Origin of the sequence: Pseudarthrobacter sp. SORGH_AS 212 (assembly GCF_030818145.1) — a bacterium.
GTDB lineage: Bacteria > Actinomycetota > Actinomycetes > Actinomycetales > Micrococcaceae > Arthrobacter.
The window spans coordinates 1,981,130-2,006,816 of record NZ_JAUTAA010000001.1 but is presented as its reverse complement, the minus strand read 5'-3'; the positions used below and the strand labels follow the sequence as shown (position 1 = coordinate 2,006,816).

Genomic DNA, 25,687 nt, shown 5'->3' with positions numbered 1-25,687 from the left:
GCGGGTGGGTGCGGGCCCGTCGGGGCGGTGCGATACTTGGGGGCAGTTAGGGTTTCGGCGTTTGGGGGACTTTCGGAGACATGGTTCTGGATACGACGACCCTTCGGATCGCCTTCGGCCTCATGGCCCTGGTCCTGGTGGTGCTGTTCTACTTCTCGGCGTACCGGGTAACGCGCTCGCCGTACAGCGGCTGGTGGTGCGTGGCCCTGATCTTCTTCCTGGGCGGCTCCGGCTGCTTCCTGCTGGACGGGACGCCGCACCAGATCTGGGCCAACCCCGTGGGCAACGTGCTGCTGGTAAACGGCGGCGTGGCCGTCTGGGCAGGCGCCCGGTCCCTGCGTACCGTCCGGCCGCGCATCTGGGCCTTCGCGGGCCTTCCCCTGGCCACCCTGGTGGCGTCGGCCCTGGACAGCCCGGCCACCAACACCTGGTCCGGCGGGACCGTTTTCCTTGCCGCCATGAGCATCAGCATCGGGTTGGCCTCACGCGAACTCTGGCGCCTGGAGCCTGGGTACTCCCGGGTCCGTATCCCCATGGCGGTCTCCGCCGGTGGCCTGGCCGTCTACTATTTCTTCCGCTGGCTGGCCTTCGTCCTGGAAGGCCAGGACGGGCGCACGTTCGTCACAGTGTTCGGGTCCGCCGTCACCACGCTGGTGACCATGGTGCTCCTTGTGGTGGTGTCCTTCAGCATGGCGGCCCTCAGTAGCGAGCAGCAGACGCGGGCCCTGCGCGTGGTGGCCTCGCGAGATGACCTCACCGGGCTCCTGAACCGGAAAGCCTTCCTGGACCTGGCCGCCGAGCAGCTGGCGGACCGGGCCATCACCGGTGCCTCCGGGGCCCTCATCCTGGCTGACCTGGACCACTTCAAATCCGTCAACGACACCTACGGCCACGCGGCCGGGGACGTGGCACTGCGCCGGTTCGCGGATGCCTGCACCGCCACCGTGCGGACCACCGACCTGGTGGGCCGTTACGGCGGCGAGGAATTCGTCCTCCTGATGCCCGGGGCCAGCCCCGAGCGGGCAGAGCTGGTGGCCTCCGAGATCAGCCGCCGCCTCGCCGCGGACGCCCGCCTGGACGGGGTGGAGATGCCCACGGCAAGTTACGGGATTTCCACGTACGACGCCGGGACCTCCCAGGTGGACGATCTCATCGCGGCAGCGGACACGGCTTTGTACACGGCCAAGTCCCTGGGCCGGAACCGGAGCGCCCGCAGCGACGGGCGCGTTTAGGCGCGGGGCAGGCGGCCGTCCGGGCCGTCCTCCGGCCGGGCGGGAGTCAGCGGGACCGGTGCTGGCCTGGCCGCGGTGCTCCGCACCTCTGTGGCGGCGCCGGTCCGTGCAGCCTCCAGCAGCGATTCCATGACATCCAGGACGTGGAACGCCAGCTCGCCCCCGGCCCGCGGCTCGCTGCCGGGAGCGGTGGTCGCCAGGTCCGCGATCCCGAAACCGCGGCCCGCGCCCACATAGCCGGCCGAAACCGGCAGCACCTCCCAGTCCGCTGCACCGGGCGTGAAAAGCTCCACGTCGCCGTCGAACCTGTTGGGGTCCGGAACCACCAGCGAGCCGCGCTCGCCGTGGATCTCCAGGTTGGGACTCTTGGTGCGAACGGAGTCGAAGCTCATCACCAGCGTGGAGATGGCGCCGCCGGCATGCGTCAGTGTCCCGGTCACGTGCGAGTCCACGTGGACGGGTACGGTTTCGCCGGCGCGGGGTCCGGAGCCGATGGTGCGCTGATCCCTGGTGTGGCTGGCGGCGCCGGTCACGGAAACCACAGGACCCAGCAGGGTTACCAGCGCGGTGACGTAGTACGGGCCCATGTCCAGCAGCGGGCCGCCGCCTGGCTGGTAGTAGAAGTCCGGATTGGGGTGCCAGCGCTCGTGTCCCGGGGTGGCCATGACGGCGGTGGCGGCGATGGGGGTGCCGATCAGGCCGTCGTCGATCGCCTTCCGCGCGGTCTGGATTCCAGTGCCCAGGACCGTGTCCGGAGCGCATCCCACGGCAACGCCGGCCGCCTTCGCAGCGTCCAGAACCTCCCGGGCCTCCTTGGTGCTCGCCGCCAGCGGCTTTTCGCCGTACACGGCCTTCCCGGCGGCTATGGCCTGGAGCGCGATGTCCGCGTGGGCGGCAGGAATGGTGAGGTTCAGGACGAGGCCGACGGCGGGATCAGCCAGCAGTTCGTCCACCGTCACGGCGCGCACGCCATCGCAGGAGTCCGCGACAGCCTGCGCGCGGGACAGGTCCAGGTCCGCGACGGCCGTGAGCCGGACCTTCGGCAGGCGGCGAAAGCTCGCCAGGTACTGGGCACTGATGGCACCGCAGCCGATGATGCCGACCGTGGTGGCGGTGCCCGCGGTCAGCGGCTGGCCCACAGCAGCCCCCTCTCGATGACGGTGCGGACGCTGGTGTCCTGAAGGATTTCCACGCGGTGGCCGGGCGTGCAGACGAAGATCTTTCCCGCGCCCCACTGGCGGGTCCAGATGGCCGGTGACGTGACCTCGCGGTGCCACGGATCCCAGGACCGTACTTTCTGGGTGGTGGTGGCCAGGACGTCGATGTAGTCATCGGCCAGCACCCAGTACTGCTCGGTGACCAGGTCGAAGTCGGGAATGCCGCGGGTGATGGGGTGGTCTGCTGCGGCGGGAAGCATGTTCACCGTGTAGGGAACGTAGTTGTCCGCCTGTTCCCCGTGGCGCTCGTCCGGATGTTTGCCCGGGTGGCAGGCGAACTGCCCGCCGATCAGGTGCAGGTAGTCGGAGGTATTGCGGTACGAATCTGCGATGCCGCCGTGCCAGCCCGCCAGGCCGGTCCCGTTTTCGACGGCGGCCCGCAGGCCTGCGAACTCGTCCTTTTCGATGGTGCTCATGGTCATGCACTGGACGATGAGGTCCACGCCGGCCATGTAGTCCGCATCGGCATAGACCTTGGGGGACTCCTCGATCCGGACGTCATACCCGTGGTCCTTGAGGAAGGGCATGAACAGGTCTGTTGCTTCGACGGGCTGGTGCCCGTCCCACCCGCCGCGGACCACCAGGGCGTTCTTCGTGCCGGTCATAGGGATATTCCTTCATGTGCATAGGAGCTGGAGGCTGGGTCTGGATGGCGGATCTCTTGCCAGCGGGAGGCATTGCCCGCACTCGTCTCCACCGCTGCGAGGACGCGCTGCACCTGCAGGGCGTCATCGAAGGACGGTTCAGGCTGGCGGCCGGCCGCGAGGGCGGTCACCAGGTCCACCACCTGGTGGGTGAAGCCGTGCTCGTAGCCGAGGCCGTGGCCGGTGGGCCACCAGTTCCCCACGTAGGGGTGCTCGGGCTCGGTGACGATGATCCTGCGCAAGCCGGCGTCGGGCCCTTCGGCGGCGTCATAGAAGGACAGGACGTTGTTGTCCTCAAAGTCGAAGGCGAGGGAGCCCTCGCTGCCGTTGATCTCCAGCCGCATGGCGTTCCGCCGCCCCAGCGCATAGCGCGTGGCCTCGAAAACCCCCACCGGGCCGCCGTCGAACCTTGCCGTGAAGATCGCCGTGTCGTCGACCGTAACCGCTCCCCGGGGCGAGCCGGCGTCGAGGTTTCCATGGCCGCCGAGGCCCACGAGGTCGCCCGCCAGGGGCCGTTCCCGGACGAACGTCTCCATCAGCGCCGACACCCCGGAGATCTGCTGGCCGGTGATCCACTGGGCGGCATCGATGATGTGGGCGCCGATGTCGCCCAGCGCGCCGGAGCCGGACCTGGACCTGTCCAGGCGCCAGGTCATGGGGGCATTTGCGTCGCTTAGCCAATCCTGGAGGTACTGTGCGCGCACGTGGCGGATGGTCCCCAGCCTGCCGCTGTCCACCATCCGCTTGGCCAACGCCAGGGCCGGGGTGCGGCGGTAGCTGTAGCCGCACATGGCGTAGACACCGCGCGTGGCGGCGGACCGTGCCGCGGCGGCCATGCGTTCGGCCTCCTCCACCGTGTTGGCCAGGGGTTTTTCGCAGAGGACGTGCTTGCCGGCTTCCAGCGCGGTAATGGCAATCTGGGCGTGCGTATCGCCGGGAGTGCAGATGTCAATGAGGTCGATGTCATCCCGCTCGATGAGTCGGCGCCAGTCCGTTTCGGTGGAACTCCAGCCCAGCTTGGCGGCCGCTGCTGCCGCGGCGTCGGCGTTCCTGCCGGCCAGGGCGGTCAGTTCCGGAACCAGCGGGAGGTCGAAGAACCGCGGGGCCGTCCGCCAGGCGTGCGAATGTGCGGCGCCCATGAAGGCGTAGCCGGCCATGCCTATGCGCAGCGGGGTGGGGTTTGCCATAGGTGCCTCTTTGCAGCCGTTCGAAAGTTTTCGGTACTATTTCGGGATAACTTGACGCTAATTTGGGTTTTGTTTCCGCGTCAAGACTTTCAGTCACCGAAAACTTTCGACGACGGGATGGGAAGCGCGGATGGCCAATCGCAGCAGGATGACACTCTCGGCGGTGGCGCGGCAGGCCGGCGTCTCAGTTCCCACCGTCTCCAAGGTGATCAACGGCCGGCCGGACGTTGCCGCTGAAACCCGGAAGCGGGTCCTCGCCATCCTGGAGGAGTCGGGTTACAGGTCGCCGGTGCAGCACCGCCGCTCCCTCGCTGCAGTCCCGGTGGTGGAGGTGGTGGTCGACTCCCTGAACTCCGGCTACACGGCGGAGGTGCTGGCCGGAATTATGGATTCGGCCGCGGCTGGCGGCGTGGAGGTGGTGCTGAGCAGCACGGGTTCGCGCGGGGGAGCGCCCAACCCGGAGCAACGTGCCCAGCGCATCGTGGACCAGGGGCGGTGCGGAATGATCGTGGTGACCTCGGCCTTCGGCGATGCGCCGCTGGACGCCTTTCACCCGCCGCGGCGTTCCCGTGGTGGTCATCGATCCGCTGAATCCGCCGTCGGAGCAGGCGGTAAGCGTCGGCTGCACCGACTGGGCCGGCGCCAAGGATGCCACGGCGCATCTCCTGTCACTGGGACACCGGCGCATAGCGTTCCTTGGCGGTCCTGAGACGGTGGAGTGCAGCCAGGCCAGGCTGCACGGCTATCTTGCGGCGTTGCGCTCGCAGGGAATCGCTGCGGAGGACCGGTACGTCCTGGCCGGAGAGTTCAGGTCCGACGACGGCGCGCGGCGGCTCCGCGACCTGCTGTTGCTCGAGCCCCGGCCCACAGCGGTGGTTGCCGCCAGTGACACCATCGCCTTGGGCGTTATCGCCGAAGCCCTCCGTCAACAGGTCAGGATCCCGCAGGAGCTCAGCGTGGTGGGATTCGATGGCATCCGGCAGGCGGAGGAGTCCGTTCCGGCCCTGACCACAGTGGCGCAGCCGCTGCGGGACATCGGCCGGGCGGCCCTCCGGATTATCCTCCGCCAGGTCCAGGGTGAGGTGCCGGACTCCCGAAGGGTCGAGCTGGCCACGAAGCTGGTGGTCCGGGAATCGACGGCGGCCCCTCACGGGGAATAGTCCTGCCCTTGGCCATTCAATCTCCTGGAGCACGAAAGGGCACCCATCCCCAAATTCAGGTAATGGGTGCCCTCATCCCCGTATTGTCCTACCCGTAAATCACCCGGCACGAAACACCTGTGGGGAAAAACGCTGTTCCACGTTCAGTGCCGGTATGAAAACCGAAGAGGTTGTAACGGTCAACATTGTAAAAAACGAATGTTCCAGACGGGCGTGCGATGTAAAGCTGGTTATAGCCCAGGACCGGCGACGTGCAGGAGACAGTATCGGAGACGGATACCGAATAGCTGAGTCCCGCTTGTGCGCTGACGGCGCCCGCCGACAATCCGAACCCACCCGAAACTGTGGCGGACATGGTCACTGCACGGGACAGGCTGCAGGTTGCGCCGGGATTCCTGCAGCTTGTCAGAATGTCCGGAGATTCGGTTCCGTACTGCTGGCCGGTGATGGTGACGCGGTAGGTGTCCCCTACGGCATCCGTGCCGGCCATCTCCCCCTTGGAAGGCATGGCAGGCGCATTAAGGTTCGCAAAGTGGTGGTCTACTGCGGCCTGGACATTGTCACTGGAAGGCGCCGCCGGCGGCGTTTCGGATGCGTGGGCAGGCCCAGCGAGGCCGAGGCTGAGGCCTGCGGAGATTGTGGCTGCCAAAAGAATTTTTCTGATATTCATTTTCCCCCATTTTGTAAATCCATACGATTTCGATGGCGGATAGAGCGTAGCAGGGATATCCGGTGCAATTTCCCTTGTTTATGAATTGACGGCCACGAGACATGCTGGTAAATAGTTCGGTCCGTCGCTTTTCATAACATCGAATTGCTGCATGGATCAAGTCAAGTCGCTTTTGCGGAACGTGTTCCCCGGCAATATCGTTGCTAGTAGATATTTTCTTTTGAGGTGTGGGGGAATCGTGCCGGTCCGAGGCTCTGTAGTGACGTCCGCAGTTGTAGCCGTGGCGATGCTGACGCTGGCGGCATGTAGCCCGGAGCCGCAGCAGCCGGGCATGGCAATTCTTGACCGGGCAGCTTCCGCCGAAGATGAGGTTCCCGTGTTCGTGGACCTCAAGGGCACTGACCCCTCCACTGTCAGGCTGGCTGCCGATCACGGAGGCTTCCGGTTCTACCTTGCCCGCCCCGACCAGAAGGCGGGATTCTGCCTGATCCAGGTTGCGGACGAAGGCAAGGACCGGTGGGGTTCGGCGTGCGCAACGGACGGCGGGCCGGTGCTGACCACCAATCTTCTGGGGTACGGAAGCGAGGCGGCCGTGGTGGCCGACGGCGGGGATACCGGGGACCTGGTGGGCCAGGGTTATGCCCTGATCCAGGCCAACATCCTCGTCCGGCGCTAGCACGCACCTGACCGCTGGCCCGGGCTCAACTGGCCGGAAGTGTCAGGAGCCGAGGTGCCCGCTGAGGCGGCGGTGGAATCCGGTGCTGCGTTCATCGAGGCCCTCAATGGCCACTTTTGCCCCGTGGTTGGCGTATTTCGTTTCGATGGAGTCGAGGGCGGCGACGGTGGAGGCGTCCCAAATCTGGGCACGGCTGAGGTTGATGGTCACCGACGCGGGGTCGTCGGCGTACGCAAAGTGTTCCACGAGGTCGTTGCTGCTGCCGAAGAAGAGCGGCCCCACCACGTCGTAGCGGACGCTTTCGCCGTCGTCCGCCAGTTTCCGCTCCACGCTGATGACGTGGGCCACCCGGCGCGCGAACAGCACCATGGCAAGCACCACACCCACCAGGACGCCGTAGGCAAGGTTCCCGGTGAACACCACGACGGCGACCGTCACGCCCATGACGAGCGTCTCCGGCAGGGGCATGCGCTTCAGGGTGGACGGCTTGACGCTGTGCCAGTCGACGGTGGTGACGGCCACCACCATCATCACGGCGGCGAGGGCCACCATGGGAATCTGGCCCATGATCGAGCTGAGCCCCGTTACCAGCGCCAGCAGGAACACCCCGGCCACCACCGTGGAGATGCGGGTGCGGGCCTGCCCGGTCTTCACGTTCAGCACCGTCTGCCCGATCATGGCGCACCCGGCGATGCCGCCATAGAAACCGGCAAGGATGTTCGAGACGCCCAGCGCCCAGGACTCGCGGCCCTTGTGCGACGGGGTGTCGGTGATGTCGTCCACGAGTTTTGCGGTGAGGAGCGTTTCCATGAGCCCCACGAAGGCCACGCTCAGCGCGGTGGGCAGGATCAGCTGGAACGTCTCAACGTTCACCGGGAAGAGGAACGGAGTAAAGCCGGGAAGCTTGCCTGTGAGGGGCCCCTCGTCAGAGACGTTTGGAACCGCGAGGCCGGCAATGATCGCGATTGCGGTCACGACGACGATCGCCACCAGCGGCGACGGGACCACCTTCGTGAACCGCGGAAGGATGAAAATAATCGCGAAAGTCAGGGCGAACAGGGCATAGGCGAGCCACGGGACGTTGAGGACGTGCGGAACCTGCGCCATGAAGATCAGCACACCCAGGGCATTGACGAACCCGATCATCACCGAGCGGGGAATGAACCGCATCAGGCGGGCGAGGCCGGCCAGGCCAAAGACCACCTGGATGACGCCGGCGAGGAGCACCGCCGGCAGGACGTACTGCACGCCGTGCTCGTGCACCAGCGGGGCAATGACCAGGGCCACGGAACCGGCTGCGGCTGTGACCACTCCCGGCCGGCCGCCAAGGATGGACATCGCCAAGGCCAGCACGATGGAGGCGACAAGGCTCACCATCGGATCGACTCCCGCGACAATCGAGAAGGAGATGACCTCCGGGACCAGGGCGAGTGTTGTGACCATCCCGGCGAGGACCTCGCGGGACAGTTGCCGCGGAGAGCGGAGGGCGGTCATGACGGTGATGGGTTGCCGGAGAAGGCGGGGGCGGTCGGCGACGGCCAAGGAGCGGCTCCAGGGACTCGGCTCTGTTGGGGAAGAGCGGTGGGGAACGTTTCTGCGCCACGCTGCGCACGGGTCCAGCCCGGTCATGGAAGACAATGGGTGGAGAAGGAATGCACCGGCAACGTCCGGATGCGTGTGCAACACTACCCTAACGTGAGGGTTGACCAGGGTTGGTGACGTGATGGTGAAGGAAATGACCGCCGAAGAAGTGGTGGCGACGATGCACATCGGCGAGCTCGCGGACCGGTCGCAGATGTCGTTGCGGACCATCCGGCACTACGACGAGGTGGGCCTGCTCAAACCGTCAGGCCGGACCGAGGGCGGCTTCCGGCTCTACACCGAACGCGACTTCACCCGCCTGCTGGTGATCCGCCGGATGAAGCCACTGGGATTCACCCTCGAGGCCATGGCCGGGCTCCTGCGGGTCATTGACGCGCTGGAGGCCTCCGAGCCCGGCCAGGATGAAACCGCTATCAGAGCGGAGCTGAACACCTTCATCGAGGAGGCCGCGCGGCGCCGTGCCAAGCTGGAGGAACAACTCGGCATGGCAGATGAGTTCCTGGCGCTACTCCACGCGCAGTAAGGCTTCACGAAACTGTGGGGCGTCTCCCGGCCGCGGACCGGAGCAGCAGCAAAGCCGGCTGATAAAATGGGCGGGTTGCAGGGCGGCCTATTCTCGCTGGTCCAGCCAGCGCCGCAACCAGGTAGGGGACCAGACACAATCATGACGGCAGGCGGGTCACACCTCCGGACTTCGGACAGCCGGCCGGGCACACCGGCAACGGCGTCCGCGCCGGCCAAAGGACGTGCCTACCTCGCCACCATCGAAGGCTTCATCGGCTCCCTGATGATGTTCGTAGGCTCCATCGGTACCGGGTGGATCGCCAACGGCTCGCCCATGATCCGCCAGCCAGTGGTCATCGCCCTGCGCACCGAAGGATGGGGCGTCACGGTCTCCACCTTCCTCCTCACCCTCGGCGCCATGCTGCTCATGCGCTCCTGGCTGCGGCTGGGTCAACGGCTCGCGGACTGGGGCAGCAAATCCCTGCGGTCCGTGGTCATTGCCGTGTCCGCGTGGTCGCTGCCGCTGATCTTCTGCGTCCCCGTGTTTTCCCGCGACGTCTACGCGTACACAGGCCAGGGGCGGCTGGTCCAGGAAGGCCAAAACCCGTACGAGGTGGGAATTTCCACCCTTAACAACTGGTTCGCGCTCGGCGCCGATCCCGCCTGGGCGGAAAACCGGACACCCTACGGACCGTACTTCCTCTGGCTCGCGCGCGGTGTGGTGGGGCTGACCGGAGCCCAGCCTGACGCGTCCGTCCTCCTCTTCCGCCTGCTTGCCGGCGTCGGCGTGCTGCTCTGCGTCATCTACGTGCCCAAGCTCGCCGAACTGCACGGCATCAACGGGGCCCGGGCGCTGTGGATCACGGTGGCCAACCCGCTGTTCCTGATCAGCTTCATCGCCAGCGCCCACAATGACGCCCTGATGGTGGGCCTGGCCGTGGCCGGCGTGTACTTCGCGGCCACCCGGCGCTACCTGCTCGGCATCCTGCTGGTCACCGCCTCGATCGGCATCAAGCCCATCACCGTGCTCCTGCTGCCGTTCATCGGTGTGATGTGGGCCGGGCCGTCGGCGTCGTGGCTCCGGAAGTTCCTGATGTGGGGTGCCACGGCGGGCATCAGCCTGGCCGTCCTGCTGCTGAGCGGTATCCCGTACAACCTTGGTATGGGCTGGACGTGGGCCATCCTGGACACCACCCCCGGCTACACCGGCTACTCACCCTCAGGGTTCCTGGGGCAGCAGGTGGAGTTCCTCGCCAACGTCCTCGGCCTGCCGGGCGGAACCTTGGCCACGTGGCTTCGGACCGGCATGAAGTGGACCGCCATCGGGCTGGTGCTGCTGCTCATGTTCCGCGGCGACTATTCGCGGGCGGTGCGCCGGATGGCGTTGGCGTTCACCGCCGTCGTGATGCTCTCGCCCATCATCCAGCCCTGGTACATCCTGTGGTTCCTGCCTTTCCTGGCCGTCACCGGCATCCGCGACGACTGGCAGATCCGGTCCCTGTACGTGGGCGTCACGTTCTTCGTGGTGTTCGGCGCGCAGGACCAGCTCTCCGTCTGGGGCTTCGTGGAACTGCCCATCCCGCCGTCGTCGCTGGCGTTCGTCACCGCGCTGGCCTTTACGTTCTACCTTCTATTCCTCGACGTGCATACACGCAAGCTGCTCATCGAAGGGCGTCCGCTGGACCTGGCCCGCACGGGCTGGCAGTGGGTGGCGGAGCGCCGGGCGGCCCGCCGCGCCAACGCGGACCGGACGTCCGTGGACCAGGCCGGAAGGGGCTAGGCCCCGGCAGTTACCGGGGTGGAATTCTTCCGGCCCAGCTCGGCCGTCCGCTTCACCGACCACCAGAGCAGCACTACCAGCAAAACGTTGCGGGTGGTCAGGATGGCCGCCATGACCGGGTGGGCGTGGATCAGCGGAGTGTAGAACAGCGGGTAGATCACGAACGTGGTCAGGGCGATGCCCATCAGCAGCGCTGCCGGGACCTTCCAGCGGTCCCAGTCGTGCGCGAGGCCGGCGATGATCACCGGAGCCAGCCAGATGATGAACTGCGGCGAGCCCACCTTGTTGAACACGATGAAGGCGGTGACCATCATCAGGGACCCCTCGAGGAACAGTTCCTCGCGTTCGGCCCCGCGTTTCAATGCGCGGACCAACAGGACGGCGGCCACCACGGCCGCGAGGATCAGCAGCGGCTGCATCAGGAACGCCGCGGTGCTGGCGCCCGGGCCGTAGACCTCGGTGGAGTTGATGGCCGTGTTGTCCGCCATTTTGGACCCGGCGATGTTGAAGACGCTCAGCCACACCCACGGCGTGGAGAAGGTGGCTTCGAGCTGCATGCCGCGTTCGCCTTGGTTCAGGAGGAAGTCCATGATGTGCGGCAGGCCGCCGGACAGCCACGTCCCCAGGGCCACGACGGCGGTAACTCCGGCGCCGGCCAGGACCACCTGGATGCGCTTGTGGCTGGCGATCACGATGGGCGCCAGGACGGCCGCGGGCCATACCTTGATCCACGTGGCGATGCTGAGCAGGACGCCGGCAACGACGGGGCGTTCCGCCGCGTACAGCAGTGCGATGAGCACGATCGGGGCGGTGATGCCTTCCACCCGGGCGAAGCTGAGGTAGCCCATGAAGATGGTGAAGAAAAGCCACCACCACGCGGGGGCGATGCCGCTGATCTTGCGCGGCCCGCGCGTCAGGTACAGGATCCCGACGGCGTTGAGGGCCGTGATGATCAGGAACCACATGAGCAGGTACAGGCTGGGCCCGGCGATGTTCGCCAGGAAGATGGGCAGCTGGGCCAGCACCGGGTAGACCCAGGGGCTGATCTTGCCGTCCAGGTCCTGCGGGTTGTAGCCGTCCGTGGCCCACTGGCGGTATTGCTCCGTGTCGCTGAACGTGTCGCCGTTCAGGAAGAAGGAGGCCATCCAGCCCAGGAAGTACAGGTGCACGACGGCGAAACCCCACCACACGCTGGACGGCTTGGCGAACCAGTCCACCACCTTCGCCGGGAGCAGCCGGGTACGGACACTGACCAGGCGGTCAAAGAACGTCGTGGAAATGTCAGGACTCCTTCAGCGCAGGAGCAGATGCCGGCGTTTTCTTGCCCAGCAGGTACAGCCGGCGGACGCTCCACAGGAACAGGACCACCAGCAGGACGTTGCGGATGGTCAGCACCAGCGCCATCCACGGGTTGTTGTGGCTGAGGGCGTCGTAGAAGAGCGGGTAGATGAAGTAGGTGGCCACGGCGATGGCGATGAGCATCACCGCGGGGACGCGCCATTCACGCCAGCTGTGCGCCAGGCCCACGGCGACGGCGGGGCCAAGCCACACCATGAACTGCGGGGAGCCCACCTTGTTGAACACCACGAATGCTGCGGCAAGGGCGAGGGCGCCGGCCAGGAGCAGCTCGGTGCGGTCCACGCCGCCGGCCACCTTGTGCTGCTTGCCGTTGTGGAGTGCCCAGAAGGTCAGGCCGGCCACCAGGAGGGCTGCCAGGATCAGCAGCGGCTGCATCAGCACGGACATGGTGGCGGTTCCCGGGCCGTCCACCTGCATGGAGTTGATGTCCGTGTTCATGTACATGCGGGAGCCGCCGGCATTCAGGACGGACAGCCAGAGCCACGGGGTGGTGAAGGTGGCTTCGAGCTGCATGCCGCGGTCGCCCTGCTGGGTGAGGAAGTTCAGCAGCTTGGGGACACTGCCGAGCGCTGCTGCCAGCGCGACGACGGCCGCCGACGTCGCAAGCCCGGCCAGGACCACCACGAGCCGGTTCTTGACCACAGCGAACAGGGCCAGCATGATGGCCGCCGGCCACACCTTCACCCAGGTGCCGATGGCCAGCAGGACGGAGGCGATGAACGGCCGGCCCACGCCGTAGGCCAGGGCCACCAGGACCAGGGGAGCGGTGAGGCCGTCCACGCGGGCGAAGCCAAGCCAGCCCATCAGGAAGGTGAAAGCCAGCCACCACCAGCCCGCGGGGATGGCGTCCGTGTTGCGGCCGCGTTCGGTCAGTTTGAGCAGGGCCCAGCCGTTGAGGAGGGTGGTCATCAGGACCCAGAGGAAGAAGAAGGGTCCCGGTCCGGCGGCGCCGGCGATGGCCATGGGGATGAGCGCGAGGATGGGGTATACCCAGGGGCTGGGGCCACCGGACAGGTTGGCGTCGTTGAACCCGGCCATGGCCCAGTCGCGGTAGATGAACGTATCGCTGAAGGCCTCGCCGCGCAGGGACAAAGAGGCCGCGAAGATGAGGAAGACCAGGTGCACCACGATGAACCCGCCCAGCAGTCCGCGCGGCGTGTTCAGCACCGCACGCGCCCTGCCGGGGATGATGACGTTGCGGATCCGGGTGAGATTGCCGAAGAAAGCGTCCGTGGAAATGGCGGGATCCTTGTCAGGTCGTGGCACACGTAAGTGGTTGCGCGGGTGGCTGGACGCTGCCGCACGGCAGGCGCACAGCGGCGTCGTTCAGGAACATCGAAGGGCCTGGAACAGTTTCCGCCCGGCTTCAACTCTAATTCACTGCCATTGACCGGCCGTAATTGAATAAGCCACGGAAAGCGCAATCCTCTGCCTGACCTGCGGTATTTTTCTAAAGTTGCTGGCGGCGGATGCGTCATGCACCATAGAGCCCAGGCACTGCAGCCTTGGGGAGCGCAGATTTCCACTCCCATCCACACCACCCCTAAGGCACTACCAATGAATTTTCCCCTGACCTTCACCGTCTCCGACCGCCAGAGCATGGACAGCCAACTGGACGCCGCCGTCTCCGTGGCCAGGAAGCATGCCATGGACAGCCGGCACGGCATCCTGGTTACCCGCCACGGAGTGGACAAGTTCACCGTGGCCCTCAGCGACGCCGTCCCCTTCGGCACGACGCGGGAACACCAGGCCTGGTAGGAATCCGCCCGCCCCGGCCGGCCCGTCCGAAGCTTGTTCACGGAACCCAGCCTTCCGGATTCGGATCTGCGAACCAGCTTCTGATCCGTCCATGAGTGAGAGCAACAAAAGCGCCTGCCGCCCCTTTTCGAAAGGGGTGGCAGGCGCTTTTTGCGTGTGACTCCGTCGGCGGTTACTGGCCAGCGTGCAAGCTCCTGTAGTTCCAATGTATCGCCTGGGGTGGGGCTTGCGGCAAGGCCCCGGGTGGGCCGGATAATCGTTCGCCGTAGGCCGTGCCATCAGCGCGGCCCCTCGACGGACGGGGAGCGCGGGGATGAAGCACCAGGCAGTGATTGTGGGAAGCGGGCCCACCGGGCTCATGCTGGCCGGTGAGCTGGCACTTGCCGGGGTGGATGTGGCAGTGGTGGAACGGCGTCCCAGTCAGGAGCTCGCCGGCGCACGGGCGGGCGGCCTCCACGCCCGCACCCTTGAGGTGCTGGACCAGCGGGGCATCGCGGAGCGGTTCCTCACCGAAGGGCAGGTTGCCCAGGTGGCGGGCTTCGCCGGCACCCGTTTCGACCTCACGGGGTTTCCCACCCGCCACCCGTACGGGCTGGGGCTGTGGCAGAACCACATTGAGCGCATCCTGGCCGGCTGGGTGGGCGGGTTGCCCGTGACTTTCCACCGCGGCACCGGGGCGACCGGCGTTGCGCAGGACGGCGCCGGCGTCGAGGTCTCCCTGACGGATGGCCGGACGCTGCACGCGGACTTTGTTGTGGGGTGCGACGGCGGCCGCAGCCTGGTCCGCAAAGCTGCGGGCATCGAATTTCCCGGCTGGGACCCCACCACCAGCGCGCTGATCGCCGAGGTGGAGATGACCGGGCAGCCGGAGTTCGGCGTGCACAAGAACCCGTTCGGCATCCACTCCTTCGGCCGGCGCGAGTACATCATCCAGGACGGCAAGGTGGTGTATGCGGACAGCGGCCCGGTGGCGGTCATGGTCACCGAGGAGCACGTGGGCAGCGGCGAGCCGGGCCTGGCCGATCTCAGTGCTGCCCTCACCGCCGTGTGCGGCACTGACTACGGCGCGCACAGCCCCACCTGGATTTCCCGGTTCACGGACGCCACCCGGCAGGCTGCCAGCTACCGCAAGGGGCGGATCCTGCTGGCCGGGGATGCGGCGCACACCCATGCGCCCGACGGCGGCCAGGGCCTGAACATCGGCGTCCAGGACGCCGTGAACCTGGGGTGGAAGCTGGCGCAGGTGCTCCACGGGACCTCACCGGAAAGCCTCCTGGACACGTACAGCGAAGAGCGCCATCCCGTGGCAGCGCGGGTCCTGCGCAACACCATGGCCCAGTCGGCGCTCCGCCGCCCGGATCCCAGGATCACCGCCGTGGGTGAGGTGGTGGCCGAGCTGCTGGGCATGGAGGAGCCGCGCCGCCGGTTCGCCGGAATGCAGTCGGGCCTGGACGTGCACTACGACCTGGGCGAAGGCCACCCGCTGCTCGGGCGCCGGATGCCGGACCTGGACCTGGAGACGCAGGCCGGGCCTCTCAGGATGTACACGCTGCTGCACACCGCACGCCCTGTCCTGCTGAATCTGGGGACCGCCGGCACCGTTGACTCCACACCCCTGCCGCCGGCGGTCCAGCTGGTGGACGCGTACTACAGGGGTGAGTGGGAGCTGCCGGTCCTCGGAACTGTTGCTTCGCCGTCGGCCGTGTTGGTCCGTCCGGACGGCTATGTGGCGTGGGTGGGGGAGGGTACTGCCGAGGGCCTCGCTGAGGCAGCATTTCGGTGGTTTGGACCTGCCCAGTAGGGAGCCTGCGAATACTGGAGAACTTTCAGAATGGCGGGTTTCCACAGCTCGGTTTGGCGGTTTAGGTGCCCTCAGGCGGAACCGACGGCGGCTGGAAGGCCTGCGCCCGCGAGGTAGTTGGTGATGACGGTCGTGAATACTTCTTCTGGGCTTCCGGGGGGGTGTTGTCCGGTGAGTGCGCCGGCGAAGAGTGGGTAATTCCCGGACTGGATGACTTTGGAGAGGTACTTCAAGCGAACGTTTTCTCCGTCGAGGGCAGTTCCGGTGTTGTCGGCTGATGCCAGCTCATTTTGTACGTAGGCGGAGGTGATGGCTGTCATCATGGCCACGGTCTGCAGCTTGGCGGGCCCTGGCATGTCCACCGACTCCATGGCGGACAAAACGCGCTCCAGGTAGCGGAGAGTGTTGGGGCCCATTGAAGGCCGGGTCAGTAGCAGAGGCGCCAGCCAGGGGTGTCGGTGCATAATGGCCCGGCCTTGCCGTGCCAGATTCAGCAGCTGCATCGGTGGTGGTGCATCGGAGGGGTCAAGGTCGTATTCACTACTGACCGTGTCAACGATGAGTTCGATGAGCTCGTCGTGGGATTTCAGATACCGGTACAAGGATGCCCCGCCGGCTCCGATGCCAGCGGCCACTCGTCGGATGGACACCGCTGCCAGGCCGTCCCGGTCGGCGATTTCGATCGCCGCCGCGGCAATCCCCGCGCGTGAGTGTTCCGGTTTTGGCCCGACACCGGAACGCTCCGGCCGCAGCCAAATATCAACGTGGTCATGAGAGGGCATGCCTGTTTCGCCTTTTGTCTAGCCGTCTGGGTTAGGTTCCGTACCTATTCCACTATACGCTTGATTGCGAACGGTGATCGCAATTTGGCGGAATGAGGAATGTTGTGCGGGTACTGATGATTACGCCGGGGACCCGAGGGGATGTTGCCCCGATGGCCGGGCTTGGCAGCAGACTTCAAGCCTTGGGTTATGACGTGGCAATCGCGGCTAATGCCGCGTATGCCCCGCTGGTTACCGCAGCTGGGTGTGAGTACCGCGAATTACCCGGTGATATGAGCCACCTGGTCAGCCCTGCCGCGCCGGGGGAGAAGGCTACGGGCGGGGATCTGCGCAGGTACATGCGCGAACTGGGTGACTATATGGACCTGGCCGCGACCGGCACTCTTGCCGCTGCCGAGGCCGGCACCGACGTGATCCTGGCCAACGCGATCGCCCCCTATGCCTACGATGTTGCGGAGGCCTTCGGTGTCCCCGCCATCGGCGCCCACCTGCAGCCGATCGAACCAAGCAGAGCTTATCCGCCCGTGACTTTGGGATCGGCCCGTAGCCTCGGCTCGGTCGGAAACAAACTGCTTGGGTCTCTAATATCCGCTGGGAAAGCGCCCTATGATGCCCCGAGTGCCCGCATCCGCCAGATGCTTTGCCTTCCCAAAAAGGCCCGGTCTGCATCCGACCGTGCCCGGAGGAAAGCCAACAGTCCCGTTCTTCACGGCTTCAGCCCCACGATCTTCCCACGCCCGGTGGACTGGCGATCCGGGCTCACTATGACCGGTTATTGGTGGTCGGACGTTGAGCCGGGCTGGCAGGCACCTGCGGAGCTGGTCGAGTTCCTTGCGGATGGACCGCCCCCGGTGTTCATTGGTTTTGGTAGCAGTGCGGCCCTGGATGCAGACTTTATGCTCGACGCCGCGCACCGTGCGGGGGTTCGCGCGGTATTGCAAGGCGTGCAGGGTGTCGCCGGGCCCCGATGCCATCAGCATCGGTGCCGTTCCGCACGAATGGCTGTTCCCCCAAATGGCCGCTGTCGTCCACCACGCCGGAGCAGGAACCGCCGCGGCGGGGCTGCGCGCCGGCGTGCCGACGGTCAGCGTGCCGATATATACGGACCAACCGTTCTGGGCCGCACGGATCACGTCCCTCGGCGGGGGCCCGCAACCGGTCCCCTACAAGGAACTCACCACCGAACGGCTGGCCGACGCCATCACGCAGGCCACCACGACGCCGGCCTACGCCGCACGAGAACGCCAACTGGCAGCAATGCTGGCAACGGAAGATGGAACCACGCCCGTCGCGACAGCGCTGCGGGCCGCCGCGAAGCAAATGTAGCGCGTTCCAATAAAGACCCGTATCTGCTACAAGGCAGCCGATTCGTTGAAGAGAATCAATGTTGTGAATGTTGGCGATAAATGGCGGCGTTTTGCGATCGCTCTTTGTCGCACCACTGCGCGCCTGCTGTCTTGAATATGATGCACCAGCAACTCCTCGCCAAGCTGGGCATGCCCCTGGGCGAGCTGTGGCGCCTTGGCCCGCTGGCGCGGCACATGCGCAACGCCGGTCACTGGGATGCGTTCATCAGCATCAAACCGCTCAACATCACCGGCGGAACAGGCTCGCCGGCCAACGCCACGGCCATGCTGTGAGCGTCAGCTCCGCCGTGAAGTGACCAGCTGCCCGGCCCGTCCGGGAATCCGCCGCCGCCGTCCCGCGAGCCAGATCGCCGCGGCATTCGCCGCGAAAATCAGGGCGATGCCCAGCCACTCATGGAGCATCAGCACCTGGCCCAGCACCACAATGCCGGAGACTGCCGCGAGGATTGGGTTAATGCTCATGAACACCCCGAAAAAGCCGGCAGGAACAAACCGAAGGGCGATCAGGTCGGCGGCATACGGAACCACCGAGCACAGAATTCCGGCTGCGGCGGCGTACAGCATTGCGGGTCCGGTGAAGCGGCCGTTGGCGAGCAGGTGGATGGCCACGGGTACGTAAAGCACCAGCGAAACCAGGCTGGCGGCCGCCGGAGCCTGCAGGCCGGGCAGCCGCTGGCCGGCCACGCGGTTCAGCAGGATGTAGGCCGCCCAGCCCGCCGCGCCGCCCAGGCCGATGAGGATCCCCACCAGGTCACTCGCGGGCCCGGGCATCACCAGGACGTACACGCCCACCCCGGCGCCAATCCCGCACAACAGGTCCCAGCGGCTTCGCGAGGACAGCAGCGCCACCGCCAGCGGACCCAGGAATTCCAGAGTAACCGCCAGCCCCAGCCCGATCCGGTCGATGGCCATGTACAGGCAGATGTTCATCAGGGCCGTGGCCGCGCCCAGCAGGAGGACCGGCCACCACTGCCGCCAGGTAAAGCGGTGCAACGGCGGCCGCGCCGCGGGAAGCAGCACGGCCGCTGCCACGAGTTGGCGCACGGCCACCACCCCTGCCGGCCCGATCGCCGGGAAGGCATGCGCGCCGATTCCGGCGCCGAGCTGGTTGCTGACCCCCGCCCCGGTCATGGTCAGCAGGCCACGCACCAACGACGACGGCGGCCCGCCCGGGGTGCCCGTCGCACCGCGGGTCTTCCCCGCGCCATGCAGCAAAGTAGCGTCCATCCCCACAGTGTCAGGCTGCGGCGGGTGCCGCAGGAAATGCATGCGCCGGGCCTTCTATACGATGAGCGTATGAATGTTGAGCTGCGCTATCTCCGCGCTCTGGTCGCCGTCGTGGACGCCGAAACTTTCACGGACGCCGCCATCGAACTGGGAACCTCGCAGGCTGCGGTCTCACGTTCCATTGCGGCGCTGGAACAGGCCCTGGGGCTCCGCATCCTGCAGCGGACCACCCGCAGCTTCACCCCGACGCCGGTGGGCGAGCGGATCATCGCCCACGCCCGCAGTGTCCTCGACGAACTGGCCCTGCTGGAGCGGGAGGCCCGGGACCACGGCAGCGAACTGCGGGTGAGCTACGCCTGGTCCGCACTGGGCCGCCGCACCATTGCGCTGCAGCGCCGGTGGGAGGAGATCCATCCGGAGGTATCCCTGGTGTGGGTCCAGTCCAATGCCCCGTCCGGCGGCCTCGCCGACGGTTCCGCCGATATCGCCGTCCTGCGCCGCTCCGCTGCCGACGCCCGGTTCACCTCGACGCCGATCGGAACCGAAGCGCGGTTCGCCGCGACGCCGATCGGAACCGAAGCGCGGTTCGCCGCGGTGGCCAGCGGCGATCCCCTCTCCCGCAGGCGTTTCCTGCGGATGGCCGACTTCGCGGGCCGGACCATCGCCGTCGACCGCCGCACCGGAACCACCAGCGAAGAGCTCTGGCCGGAGGGCTCCCGCCCCGCCGGATTCCGGCTGGTCCAGGGCGTGGACGAGTGGCTGACCCTGATTTCCACGGGAAAGGCGCTGGGGATGTCGTCCGAGGCAACAGCCGCACAGAATCCCCGCCCGGGCATCGCCTACCGGCCGGTCCGGGACGCTCCTCGGATTGAGGTTTTCCTGGCCTCCTGGCGGGATGATCCCTCTCCCGCGGTAGCTGATTTCATCCGCCTGGCGCGCGAAGCCTACGTGGCGGGATAGCGCTTGCCCATTGACGTAACGAGGGTCACGTCCTAAGATTGTGAATCGATTCAAAGCACCGGTTTCCCGGTTCTTTGCCAATGGAGTCGAAGGACAAGCACATGAGCACTACCCACAGCAGCGCCGTCAATCCCGGTGCCGTCCGTAACGGCGGGGCAGCAGGAGCCGGTCCGCGGGATCCCAGGAAGGCCGCGATGAGCGGCTGGATCGGAAGCGCCCTGGAGTACTACGACTTCGCGCTGTACTCGCTGGCCGCCACCCTGGTTTTCCCCACCATCTTCTTCCCGTCGGAAAACCCCACCGTCGGCATCATCGCCTCGCTGGCCACCTACGCGGTGGGGTACGTGTCCCGGCCCATCGGTGCCGTGGTCCTTGGTGCCTACGGCGACCGGAAGGGCCGCAAGAGCGTGCTGGTCTTCGCGATGCTGCTCATGGGTTTCGCAACCTTCGCCGTCGGCCTTCTCCCCACCTACGGCCAGGTGGGCCTCCTGGCTCCGGCACTGCTGGTGGTCCTCCGCCTGATCCAGGGCTTCGCCGTGGCCGGTGAACTGGGCGGTGCCAGTGCGATGATCGTGGAGCACTCGCCGGATGCCAGGCGCGGCTTCTTCGCCAGCTTCAGCCTGCAGGGCACCCAGGTGGGCTCCATCCTGGCCACCGCCGTCCTGCTCCCGCTGTCCGCGGCACTCCCGGCGGACCAGTTCGCGTCCTGGGGCTGGCGCATCCCGTTCCTGCTGAGTGCCGTGGTGATCCTTGCCGGCTACTTCATCCGCCGCCGGGTCCAGGAACCGCCCGCCTACGCTGCGAAATCCGGTGAGGCCGCGCAGAAGCAGCGCTTCCCGCTGGTGGAGCTCCTGCGCACCCGCCCCGGCGCCATGGTCCGGTGCATCCTGATGACCTTCGCGAATGTCATCGGCATGGCCACCCTGATCTTCGGCGTCTCCTACGCCACCCAGAAGGGCTACGGCAACGGCTTCTCCAGCAGTGAGTTCCTATGGGTCACGCTGGTGGCCAACATCGCCGCAGTTGTCACCATTCCGCTCTTCGGCGCGCTGTCCGACCGGATCGGCCGGCGCACGCTGATGGCAGGCGGCGGACTGCTGGGCGGCGTGATGGTGGGCGGCTACCTGTGGGCGATCGAACAGGGCAGCCTGCCGCTGGTGTTCGTCTCCGTGGTGATTGTGCAGGGCATCTTCTTCCAGATGTGGAACGCCACCTTTGCGACGTTCTTCCAGGAGCAGTTTCCCATGCGGATCCGCGTCACCGGTTTTGCCGTCTCGCAGAACATCGGCCTGATGATCGCGTCCTTCTTCCCCAGCATCTTCACGGCCATCGCCCCTCCGGGCACCGCCAACGTGCCGTTGACCATCGGGTTGACCACCTTCGTCATCTGCCTGGTGGCCACCGTGGCTACCCTGATGTCCTCGGACACCAAGGGCAAATCGCTGGAGGATCTGGAGGCCCACAAGGCCTAAGCGGCCTGACTGCCGGCGCGCCAGCACGGCCACGAGGAGGGGACAGCACGTGCTGTCCCTTCCTTTTTTCGTGTTGCCGCTCCGCATGCACGGTCACCCGCGTGGTGTCGCCCACAAAAGCACGCCTGCATAGTTGTATACAAGTACGCTGATGGTTGGAGGTTCCACCCATGCCAGCTATTCCAGCCCGGAACACGGGCGCCCACGTTGTCTACGCCGAGCTGAAGCGGCGCATCCTCAGCCTTGACCTGAAACCGGGTGAGCGTATCTACGAACCGGCAATGGCCACCGCCCTGCAGGTGAGCAGGACGCCGCTGCGGGAAGCCATCAGGCGGCTGATTTCGGAGAACCTCCTGGAGCAGCAACCCACCGGGGGCGTGGTGGTCCCGGTGCTGGACGAGGCCGAAATCTCGGAGCTCTACGAGGTCCGGGCGGCCGTGGAGTCCCTCATGGCGCGGAATGCCTGCCTGAAAGCAACACCCGCGGACCTCGGCGAACTCCACGGGATCCTGGCGCGGAACGCCGCGCTGGTGGAGTTTGCCGACGACGCCATGCAGCAGGGCATGGCCCTGCATGCCCGGATCGCCCTGATCGCCGGCAATTCCTGGGCCGGGCGGTTCCACGAGCAGGTCGCCAGCCAGATGGAGCGGTACCGGCATTACACCAACAGCACCCAAAGGCGGCGGGACCAGGCGCTGGCGCAGCACCGGGCACTGGTTGAGGCGATCGCCGCCGGTGATCCGGAGCGGGCGGCCAAAGTGGCCTTCGAGCATGTGATGGGCGCACGCGACGCCGCCGTCAGGGCCCTCTCCGGTAAGAACGGCGCCGGCTCATGATCGGAGAACTCGGCCGCCGCTCGGCCACCGCCCTGCTCCTGCACTCGGCACTGATCCAGGCCGTTACGTTCCTGGTGCGGCCGGCCGCCACCTACCGGGCGCTGGAGCTGGACGTTCCAGGCTTCGCCCTTGGACTCCTGGCGGCCAGCTACGCCGTCTTCCCCCTGCTCCTCGCCGTTCCCACGGGCGGCCTGGTGGACCGCCTGGGTGAGCGCCGGCTCATGGCGATCGGGTCCGGCGTCGTGCTCGCCTGCTCCGCGTTCCTGCTGTTCTGGGGCTCATCCATCACCACCCTGGTCATTGGAACCGCCTTCCTGGGCGCCGGGCAGCTGGCCTGCGTGGTGGGACAGCAGGCGGTGGTGGCCAACAACGCCGCCGCAAGCCGGATGGATTCCGCCTTTGGATACCTGACGTTCGCTGCCTCGCTGGGCCAGGCCCTGGGGCCGCTGGCGATTTCCCTGGTGGGCGGCAACTCGGTCCAGCCGGACACCCAGATGATCTTCCTGCTCGCCGTGTGCATGAGCGCGGTGCTTTTCGGAACCACCTTCGTCGTCTCGGCCGAGGTCAGCGGCGGCCGGAAGAAAGCCGGCGACGAAAGTGCAGCCAAGGGCAGCGCCGTCTCACTCCTCAAAACCCCCGGCGTCGCCCGTGCGCTGGCCACCAGCGCCACCGTCCTCGCCGTGGTGGACCTGACCATGGTCTACCTTCCCGCGCTGGGAACAGACCGCGGCCTCACCGCGGCCACCGTCGGTGCGATGCTCACGGTCCGCGCCGTGTCCTCCATGGTGTCCAGGCTCCTGCTGGGGCGGGTCTCACGGAAGATCGGGCGCATGCGGCTGCTGGTCACCAGCCTCGCTTTGTCCACTGCCGCCTTGGCTGCAGCGGCCATTCCCATGCCGGCCTGGCTGCTGTTTGTGGTGATGGCTGTACTCGGGCTGGGCCTTGGCATCGGCCAGCCGCTTACCATGTCGTGGCTGTCGGCGCAGGCGCCGGCGGGTCAGCGCGGGCGGGCACTCGCCCTCCGCCTCGCCGGGAACCGCGTGGGGCAGGTGATATTGCCGAGCGCCATCGGCGTCGCCGCGGCAGGCCTCGGGGCTGCAGGCGTGTTCCTCGTGTCCGCCGTGGTGGTGGGCGGAACGATGGTGCTGCTCCGCGGGGTCAAGCTGGACTGACCTGCGGGTCCGTCGCGGGGCACCGCCACGACAGCGACTGTCACGCCGGGCACGCTTTTGGGTGGCGGACGACGGCGGATCCCCGGGTTTTCGGGGCTTCCCCACCTGAGGCGGCCCGAAATCGTGCCGTGCGTGACGCCGTCGTCCGTTCCCGGAAGTCGGCACAAAAAAGGTCCGGCCGGGGGTGACCACCGGCCGGACCTTTCGGTGCACTATGCGGCGTGCAGCCCGGACTAGCCGGTGTGGTTGGACAGCGCCACCAGGACGCCGGCCACTGCAAAGTACTTGTTGCTGCCCAGGTCACGGATTGTCTTGATGCCCATGCCGGCAAGGAGTTCGGCGTGCTTCTCTGTCAGGCCGGCAAGGGCCGACGGCGGGGCATCCAGGATTTCCTCGAGGGAAAGGTTTTCGAAATCTCTATCGAGTTTCTTGCCAAGCTCAATTGAAACGGCCATTGTCATCCTTTGCTTGAACAAACCATGCGGTGACTACCCGGCCCACGCTGCTGCCGGATCCAGGCCGGGAAAACCCCGCCCGTGGTCGCTACGGTAGTGCACAGCGGCGGGTCCCGGAAGAGCCGGGACCCGCCGCTTTCCCTTAGGAGGCTGAGGATGCGGAGTTGTACGCCTGCTGGATCACTGAACCCCAGTACGGGCCGTACATCTTGGTGGAGTTGGTGCCGTAGCCGTAGCTGTTGACGGAGTTCTGGTAGCCGCTGGAGCTGGTGCCGATGAACCACGGTCCGCCTGAGGAACCGCCGGTCATGTTGCAGGGGATTCCCTGGGTGTTGAACTCGGGGCTGTAGGGATCGTTGGTGGCTGTGCCGGAGCAGCTCTTCAGTGATTCGCCATTGAACGGTGAGGCTGCCGGGTAGCCGAAGGCCTTGTAGGCCAGGCCGCGGGCGGCGTTGAAGCTCACGCCGGAGGCCCCAACGACGTCGGCCAGGTTGCGGCCGTTGAGCTGGCTCATCACGGCAAAGCCCGTGTCGTACTGCATGCTGCCCGAGGAACTCCACTGGGTGGGGGCGTAGAGCGCCTTGGCGGTCCACTTTCCGTAGGGTGCGGCGCCGTTCAGGTAGGCGGGAACGAACGTGAACTTGGTGGCGAAGGCTCCGGGGCCTTCGTTGAGGCAGTGGCCGGCGGTGGATACGGTGTTGCGGTTGGTGGACACCACCGAGTTGGCTGAGCAGACGTAGTTCGTGCCGCCGAGGGTGAAGAACACCTTGCCGATGTGGGATACCGGAGTTTCGCTGGCGTTGGCCTTCGTCTGGATCTGGGGTGTGGAGCCCTGGATCTTGGTTTCCGGGCCCTTTGCCTGCTCCGGGAGGACTGCCGGGTTGGCCTTCTGCCGGTCCACGGCCTTCTTCGCGAGGACGTCCGCCGGGACGGCTGAACGCATGCGTTCCGGCGTCCAGTAGTCGGCTCCGGTGGTGTCGGTGACGGCCGCGCTGCTGACACCTGCAACGTCCTTGGTGTCCGGCGATGCGGGGGCTGCCGTCGCCTGCCCGGCAGAGCAGAGGGCGAACAGTGCTGCGGTGGTGAGGCTCATGAGGCTTGTGGCCAGAGTCCTGGTTGATGTCATAGCTGTCCTCGGTAGGTTCGAAGTGAAGCGGACCTGTTGGGTGGTTCGCTGGAGAGAACCTATCTCGGTATGACAAACTTGTAAATAAGATTCTTCAATCAGTTAATGACTCTACGAATTTGTAATCACTGTTGGATGCGGGAGGGGATGTGCTAAAGATCAGCCACCGTCCGGCGTGCGGTGATGGGAAGCGAAGGCTGTGAGGCCCGGCCCGGAAGAACGCGGCGGGGCGTAGGGTCCATGTTTGATGGACCACAGATAGCAGATGGCAAACAGGGCAGCTGCCAGGACTGGGACCAGAAAGAGCGACAGTTCGCTGCCTCGAAGCAGGAGTGCAACGTTGAACGCAACTATTGCTAAGAGCAGTGGAAAGGGCGCGGCCAGGGCACCGCTCCGGACGGCGTCCTTTTGGAATTGGCCATAGAGCACTCCCGCGGCAAAGAAGCCGATTACGAGTGCTCCGCCGAGGACAAAAACCAGCGGGACCGGCGCCAGCCCCACGGTTATGACCACCGCGGCCAGGAGGCCGCTAAGGGTTAGCCAGTACTTTGATTTGGTCGACATCGTTGTTTCATCTCGGTTCATATCAGGCCCAGAACGCTGCCACGCGGCGGTGCAACCCGCAGACCAGCATCAAACCCAGATCAGCTGTCACCATATTTCTAGACTTCATGAATTAATCCCCCAAATTCATCGGGCT

24 protein-coding genes and 3 pseudogenes are annotated in these 25,687 nt (G+C 66.3%); 15 read left to right on the top strand and 12 right to left on the bottom strand.

The genetic code is table 11. The annotated features are described in order from the left end of the window. The first annotated feature begins 80 nt into the window (after window positions 1–80). Window positions 81–1,232: a GGDEF domain-containing protein gene (locus tag QE394_RS09180; protein WP_056077352.1), complete on the top strand. Its 1,152-nt coding sequence runs from the start codon at window positions 81–83 to the stop codon at window positions 1,230–1,232. Here the strand turns inward: QE394_RS09180 and QE394_RS09175 are convergent. The 3 genes from QE394_RS09175 to QE394_RS09165 are packed head-to-tail and all read right to left on the bottom strand — an operon-like array spanning window position 1,229 to window position 4,280. Beyond that, window positions 1,229–2,371, bottom strand: coding sequence for a Gfo/Idh/MocA family oxidoreductase (locus QE394_RS09175; protein ID WP_349034354.1), 1,143 nt, complete (start codon window positions 2,369–2,371; stop codon window positions 1,229–1,231). The genes QE394_RS09180 and QE394_RS09175 overlap by 4 nt on opposite strands. Next, window positions 2,356–3,054: a ThuA domain-containing protein gene (locus tag QE394_RS09170; protein ID WP_349034353.1), complete on the bottom strand. Its 699-nt coding sequence runs from the start codon at window positions 3,052–3,054 to the stop codon at window positions 2,356–2,358. The genes QE394_RS09175 and QE394_RS09170 overlap by 16 nt, the downstream gene beginning before the upstream one ends. Next, complete coding sequence (locus tag QE394_RS09165) at window positions 3,051–4,280, bottom strand: Gfo/Idh/MocA family oxidoreductase (protein WP_349034352.1); 1,230 nt, start codon at window positions 4,278–4,280, stop codon at window positions 3,051–3,053. The genes QE394_RS09170 and QE394_RS09165 overlap by 4 nt, the downstream gene beginning before the upstream one ends. 130 nt (window positions 4,281–4,410) lie before the next feature. Between QE394_RS09165 and QE394_RS09160 the strand changes: the two are divergent. Both QE394_RS09160 and QE394_RS09155 read left to right on the top strand, forming a co-directional pair. After that, window positions 4,411–4,503, top strand: a pseudogene (locus QE394_RS09160) (LacI family DNA-binding transcriptional regulator); the annotation flags it as partial. A 307-nt stretch (window positions 4,504–4,810) separates the two neighbouring features. After that, window positions 4,811–5,440, top strand: a complete 630-nt coding sequence (locus tag QE394_RS09155; RefSeq protein WP_349034351.1) for a substrate-binding domain-containing protein — start codon at window positions 4,811–4,813, stop codon at window positions 5,438–5,440. Between the two features lie 88 nt (window positions 5,441–5,528). Here QE394_RS09155 and QE394_RS09150 read toward each other — a convergent pair whose 3' ends face one another. After that, window positions 5,529–6,110: a hypothetical protein gene (locus QE394_RS09150; RefSeq protein ID WP_156368341.1), complete on the bottom strand. Its 582-nt coding sequence runs from the start codon at window positions 6,108–6,110 to the stop codon at window positions 5,529–5,531. 259 nt (window positions 6,111–6,369) lie between these two features. On the opposite strand from QE394_RS09150, the gene QE394_RS09145 reads away from it, so the two are divergent. Next, window positions 6,370–6,786, top strand: a complete 417-nt coding sequence (locus QE394_RS09145) for a hypothetical protein (RefSeq protein WP_261618785.1) — start codon at window positions 6,370–6,372, stop codon at window positions 6,784–6,786. A 42-nt stretch (window positions 6,787–6,828) separates the two neighbouring features. Here the strand turns inward: QE394_RS09145 and QE394_RS09140 are convergent, their stop codons facing one another. Beyond that, window positions 6,829–8,280, bottom strand: a complete 1,452-nt coding sequence (locus tag QE394_RS09140) for a SulP family inorganic anion transporter (RefSeq protein WP_349035394.1) — start codon at window positions 8,278–8,280, stop codon at window positions 6,829–6,831. Between the two features lie 229 nt (window positions 8,281–8,509). Between QE394_RS09140 and QE394_RS09135 the strand changes: the two genes are divergently transcribed. Together QE394_RS09135 and mptB are read left to right on the top strand one after the other, a co-directional pair. Next, the gene (locus QE394_RS09135; protein ID WP_156368342.1) at window positions 8,510–8,911 is read left to right on the top strand and encodes a MerR family transcriptional regulator; all 402 of its coding nucleotides are present in this window, start codon (window positions 8,510–8,512) and stop codon (window positions 8,909–8,911) included. Between the two features lie 141 nt (window positions 8,912–9,052). After that, on the top strand, window positions 9,053–10,672 hold the full coding sequence (gene mptB, locus QE394_RS09130) for a polyprenol phosphomannose-dependent alpha 1,6 mannosyltransferase MptB (RefSeq protein ID WP_349034350.1): 1,620 nt from the start codon (window positions 9,053–9,055) through the stop codon (window positions 10,670–10,672). Here the strand turns inward: mptB and QE394_RS09125 are convergent. Further along, window positions 10,669–11,892 carry a glycosyltransferase family 87 protein gene (locus QE394_RS09125; RefSeq protein ID WP_349034349.1) on the bottom strand — a complete coding sequence of 408 codons (1,224 nt, stop codon included), beginning with the start codon at window positions 11,890–11,892 and terminating at the stop codon, window positions 10,669–10,671. The two genes, mptB and QE394_RS09125, sit on opposite strands and share 4 nt — an antisense overlap. 61 nt (window positions 11,893–11,953) lie before the next feature. Further along, entirely contained in the window at window positions 11,954–13,297 is a 1,344-nt protein-coding gene (locus QE394_RS09120) for a glycosyltransferase family 87 protein (RefSeq protein WP_261618789.1), read from the bottom strand. A gap of 291 nt (window positions 13,298–13,588) precedes the next feature. On the opposite strand from QE394_RS09120, the gene QE394_RS09115 reads away from it, so the two are divergent. After that, entirely contained in the window at window positions 13,589–13,789 is a 201-nt protein-coding gene (locus QE394_RS09115; RefSeq protein ID WP_056077326.1) for a hypothetical protein, read from the top strand. Between the two features lie 313 nt (window positions 13,790–14,102). Beyond that, a complete protein-coding gene (locus QE394_RS09110; RefSeq protein WP_349034348.1) occupies window positions 14,103–15,590 on the top strand; it encodes an FAD-dependent monooxygenase in 1,488 nt (495 codons plus the stop codon). 71 nt (window positions 15,591–15,661) lie between these two features. On the opposite strand, the gene QE394_RS09105 is transcribed toward QE394_RS09110, so the two are convergent. Next, window positions 15,662–16,372, bottom strand: a complete 711-nt coding sequence (locus QE394_RS09105; protein WP_261618791.1) for a TetR/AcrR family transcriptional regulator C-terminal domain-containing protein — start codon at window positions 16,370–16,372, stop codon at window positions 15,662–15,664. A gap of 92 nt (window positions 16,373–16,464) precedes the next feature. On the opposite strand from QE394_RS09105, the pseudogene QE394_RS09100 reads away from it, so the two are divergent. The 3 genes and pseudogenes from QE394_RS09100 to QE394_RS09090 all read left to right on the top strand — a co-directional run. Further along, a pseudogene (locus QE394_RS09100) lies at window positions 16,465–16,593 on the top strand (hypothetical protein); the annotation flags it as partial. Between the two features lie 730 nt (window positions 16,594–17,323). After that, window positions 17,324–17,698: a nucleotide disphospho-sugar-binding domain-containing protein gene (locus tag QE394_RS09095; RefSeq protein WP_349034347.1), complete on the top strand. Its 375-nt coding sequence runs from the start codon at window positions 17,324–17,326 to the stop codon at window positions 17,696–17,698. 137 nt (window positions 17,699–17,835) lie between these two features. After that, window positions 17,836–18,012, top strand: a pseudogene (locus tag QE394_RS09090) (cyclase family protein); the annotation flags it as partial. Window positions 18,013–18,015: 3 nt separating this feature from the next. On the opposite strand, the gene QE394_RS09085 reads toward QE394_RS09090, so the two are convergent. Continuing rightward, window positions 18,016–18,966, bottom strand: a complete 951-nt coding sequence (locus QE394_RS09085; RefSeq protein ID WP_349034346.1) for an EamA family transporter — start codon at window positions 18,964–18,966, stop codon at window positions 18,016–18,018. A 69-nt stretch (window positions 18,967–19,035) separates the two neighbouring features. Here QE394_RS09085 and QE394_RS09080 point away from each other — a divergent pair, with 69 nt between their 5' ends. The 4 genes from QE394_RS09080 (at window position 19,036) to QE394_RS09065 (ending at window position 23,406) form a co-directional block, all read left to right on the top strand. Further along, window positions 19,036–19,926 carry a LysR family transcriptional regulator gene (locus QE394_RS09080; protein WP_349034345.1) on the top strand — a complete coding sequence of 297 codons (891 nt, stop codon included), beginning with the start codon at window positions 19,036–19,038 and terminating at the stop codon, window positions 19,924–19,926. 101 nt (window positions 19,927–20,027) lie between these two features. Beyond that, complete coding sequence (locus tag QE394_RS09075; RefSeq protein ID WP_349034344.1) at window positions 20,028–21,398, top strand: MFS transporter; 1,371 nt, start codon at window positions 20,028–20,030, stop codon at window positions 21,396–21,398. 170 nt (window positions 21,399–21,568) lie between these two features. Beyond that, entirely contained in the window at window positions 21,569–22,234 is a 666-nt protein-coding gene (locus tag QE394_RS09070) for a GntR family transcriptional regulator (protein ID WP_056077309.1), read from the top strand. Next, a complete protein-coding gene (locus tag QE394_RS09065; protein WP_349034343.1) occupies window positions 22,231–23,406 on the top strand; it encodes an MFS transporter in 1,176 nt (391 codons plus the stop codon). Before QE394_RS09070 ends, QE394_RS09065 begins: the two co-directional genes overlap by 4 nt. 233 nt (window positions 23,407–23,639) lie before the next feature. Here the strand turns inward: QE394_RS09065 and QE394_RS09060 are convergent, their stop codons facing one another. The 3 genes from QE394_RS09060 to QE394_RS09050 form a co-directional block, all read right to left on the bottom strand. Further along, entirely contained in the window at window positions 23,640–23,861 is a 222-nt protein-coding gene (locus tag QE394_RS09060; RefSeq protein ID WP_349034342.1) for a hypothetical protein, read from the bottom strand. A gap of 142 nt (window positions 23,862–24,003) precedes the next feature. Continuing rightward, complete coding sequence (locus tag QE394_RS09055) at window positions 24,004–24,987, bottom strand: hypothetical protein (RefSeq protein WP_349034341.1); 984 nt, start codon at window positions 24,985–24,987, stop codon at window positions 24,004–24,006. A 159-nt stretch (window positions 24,988–25,146) separates the two neighbouring features. Beyond that, window positions 25,147–25,551 (bottom strand): hypothetical protein, encoded by a 405-nt coding sequence (locus QE394_RS09050; RefSeq protein ID WP_268160145.1) that lies wholly within the window; start codon window positions 25,549–25,551, stop codon window positions 25,147–25,149. Between the last annotated feature and the right edge of the window lie 136 nt (window positions 25,552–25,687).

Bases quoted from the DNA above. Each gene is read 5' to 3' on its own strand.
- QE394_RS09065 (WP_349034343.1), top strand. From the start codon at position 22,231: ATGATCGGAGAACTCGGCCGCCGCTCGGCCACCGCCCTGCTCCTGCAC.
- QE394_RS09170 (WP_349034353.1), bottom strand. From the start codon at position 3,054: ATGACCGGCACGAAGAACGCCCTGGTGGTCCGCGGCGGGTGGGACGGG.
- QE394_RS09110 (WP_349034348.1), top strand. From the start codon at position 14,103: ATGAAGCACCAGGCAGTGATTGTGGGAAGCGGGCCCACCGGGCTCATG.
- QE394_RS09155 (WP_349034351.1), top strand. From the start codon at position 4,811: ATGCGCCGCTGGACGCCTTTCACCCGCCGCGGCGTTCCCGTGGTGGTC.
- mptB (WP_349034350.1), top strand. From the start codon at position 9,053: ATGACGGCAGGCGGGTCACACCTCCGGACTTCGGACAGCCGGCCGGGC.
- QE394_RS09140 (WP_349035394.1), bottom strand. From the start codon at position 8,280: ATGACCGCCCTCCGCTCTCCGCGGCAACTGTCCCGCGAGGTCCTCGCC.
- QE394_RS09080 (WP_349034345.1), top strand. From the start codon at position 19,036: ATGAATGTTGAGCTGCGCTATCTCCGCGCTCTGGTCGCCGTCGTGGAC.
- QE394_RS09150 (WP_156368341.1), bottom strand. From the start codon at position 6,110: ATGAATATCAGAAAAATTCTTTTGGCAGCCACAATCTCCGCAGGCCTC.
- QE394_RS09075 (WP_349034344.1), top strand. From the start codon at position 20,028: ATGAGCACTACCCACAGCAGCGCCGTCAATCCCGGTGCCGTCCGTAAC.
- QE394_RS09060 (WP_349034342.1), bottom strand. From the start codon at position 23,861: ATGGCCGTTTCAATTGAGCTTGGCAAGAAACTCGATAGAGATTTCGAA.
- QE394_RS09055 (WP_349034341.1), bottom strand. From the start codon at position 24,987: ATGACATCAACCAGGACTCTGGCCACAAGCCTCATGAGCCTCACCACC.
- QE394_RS09115 (WP_056077326.1), top strand. From the start codon at position 13,589: ATGAATTTTCCCCTGACCTTCACCGTCTCCGACCGCCAGAGCATGGAC.
- QE394_RS09085 (WP_349034346.1), bottom strand. From the start codon at position 18,966: ATGGACGCTACTTTGCTGCATGGCGCGGGGAAGACCCGCGGTGCGACG.
- QE394_RS09165 (WP_349034352.1), bottom strand. From the start codon at position 4,280: ATGGCAAACCCCACCCCGCTGCGCATAGGCATGGCCGGCTACGCCTTC.
- QE394_RS09050 (WP_268160145.1), bottom strand. From the start codon at position 25,551: ATGTCGACCAAATCAAAGTACTGGCTAACCCTTAGCGGCCTCCTGGCC.
- QE394_RS09070 (WP_056077309.1), top strand. From the start codon at position 21,569: ATGCCAGCTATTCCAGCCCGGAACACGGGCGCCCACGTTGTCTACGCC.
- QE394_RS09105 (WP_261618791.1), bottom strand. From the start codon at position 16,372: ATGCCCTCTCATGACCACGTTGATATTTGGCTGCGGCCGGAGCGTTCC.
- QE394_RS09135 (WP_156368342.1), top strand. From the start codon at position 8,510: ATGGTGAAGGAAATGACCGCCGAAGAAGTGGTGGCGACGATGCACATC.
- QE394_RS09180 (WP_056077352.1), top strand. From the start codon at position 81: ATGGTTCTGGATACGACGACCCTTCGGATCGCCTTCGGCCTCATGGCC.